Source organism: Mycobacterium sp. AT1 (assembly GCF_002043095.1).
Lineage (GTDB): Bacteria > Actinomycetota > Actinomycetes > Mycobacteriales > Mycobacteriaceae > Mycobacterium.
In genome coordinates, this window is the sequence record NZ_MVOC01000078.1 from 1 (window position 1) to 1,539 (window position 1,539).

The 1,539-nt window shown below is 70.6% G+C and carries 3 protein-coding genes; all 3 read right to left on the reverse strand.

Annotation, left to right across the window (positions count from 1 at the left end):
* A partial coding sequence (locus B1790_RS31030; protein WP_079927125.1) for a DNA glycosylase AlkZ-like family protein occupies positions 1-798 on the reverse strand: 798 nt, incomplete at its 3' end.
* Between the two features lie 4 nt (positions 799-802).
* Positions 803-1,090 carry a PspA/IM30 family protein gene (locus tag B1790_RS31035; protein WP_079927126.1) on the reverse strand — a complete coding sequence of 96 codons (288 nt, stop codon included), beginning with the start codon at positions 1,088-1,090 and terminating at the stop codon, positions 803-805.
* Positions 1,091-1,173: 83 nt separating this feature from the next.
* Positions 1,174-1,539 (reverse strand): HNH endonuclease signature motif containing protein (locus B1790_RS31040; RefSeq protein WP_142271598.1); only part of this gene is annotated, 366 nt, incomplete at its 5' end.

Below are 1,539 nucleotides of genomic sequence, written 5' to 3' on the forward strand. Positions count from 1 at the left end.
GTCCAGGTCGACCTGGACGGCGCCGACGTCGCGCAGGCCGTCGCGCGTCCAGGCGAGGGTGTGACCGAAGAACCACTTGACGTCCTCGACCGTCGCTGGCCCGAACGTCCTCAGCCAGGTCGCGATCAGGACTGCCCGCGCGGCGTCGGACTCTGGCAACTCGACCGCGCCGACCCACCGCGCGGCGGAGGTCCACTTGGGGCGCGACGTCGTCCAGGCGCCCTCGTTCGGGCCGCGGACCAGATGCCCCTCGACACCCATGACCGTCAGCACGCGTGGCGAGATCGGACCTGGTCCACCCCAGCTCTTGCCGGGGGCGGGGTCGTAGTCGCCTGCCAGCTGGGGGAGTGCCGCCCGCAGCTCTCTGGCGGTGGCGTGACCGTATTCGGCCAGATGGGCGGTAACCGCCGCCGACGCGGCTGCCAACCACGCCTCGCCGTCGACGGCGATACCGGCCTTGACGACGTCGGCGATCAGCTTCCTGCGCTCGGTCGCTGCGACGCGATTGCTCGCCGCGGTCTGCACGACCGGCAGGTCGGCGGTGTCGAACACCCAGAGCGTGCGCCTCATGGCGAGGTGCTTGACCACCGTGCGGTCGACGTACAGCGCCGAGTCGAGATCGGCGACGCGGAAGTCGGTGCGGCGCGCCCACAGTGAGAGGTACGGCGTGGCCGGGTCGGTGGCGTGCAGACCGACGAACGCGTTCGCGACGTCTGCGACAGATCGGTCGGTGGCCTCGGCGAGGAAGTGTCGCCGCGCGAGCCGGGTCCGACGCTCCTCGACGGTGAAGGAACGCACCGCGTCAGGTCCGATCCGGCTCGTTCCGCATCGACGCCCTGATCTGCTCGAGACGATCATGGGCGGCGCGCTGCCGGGCCTCGTACTGCTCCTCGACCGCACGCCCCTCGGGCGTTTCCGAGGCCAATTCGGAGGATCCGACGGCGGTTCCGTACCGGGTTTCGATCTTTTCTCGGACCGACTCGAAGGTCGGCACACCACCCGGGGTGTAGCCGGTTTCCTCCGGCGTCGGGGCAACGTTCTCCGGTGTCGCGGCAAGCTCCTGCGGCGTCGGGGCAGGCGGGTCGGGCACGATCTCGGCGTCGACGATCTCCTCGGGGTCTCCCACGCTGCCACCGTACCGCTGGGCTCGTGTCGGGAAGGGGGACTGCGCCCCTAGTTGGTCGACGGTGGTTGTGGCTCGAATGGTGTGTACCACCACCAGTCGGCGCGTTCCCCCAACGGGCCGCGGCATGGTTTCACCGCGGGCGGCGGTTGGGTCGGTGGGCGCGCCAACGATCCCGGGTTGAGGGGTGTGCCGTCGACGTCGGTGACGACGAGCTGTTGGGCGGGGCCGGTGATGGTGATGCCGCCGCTGTGGTGCAGGCGGTGGTGAAACGGGCAGAGCAGGACCAGGTTGTCGAGCTCGGTGGCTCCGCCGTCCTCCCAATGCCGGATGTGGTGGGCATGCAGACCCCGGGTCGCCCCGCACCCGGGAACCACACAGCAGCGGTCCCGGTGTTCCAGGGCTCGGCGCAGGCG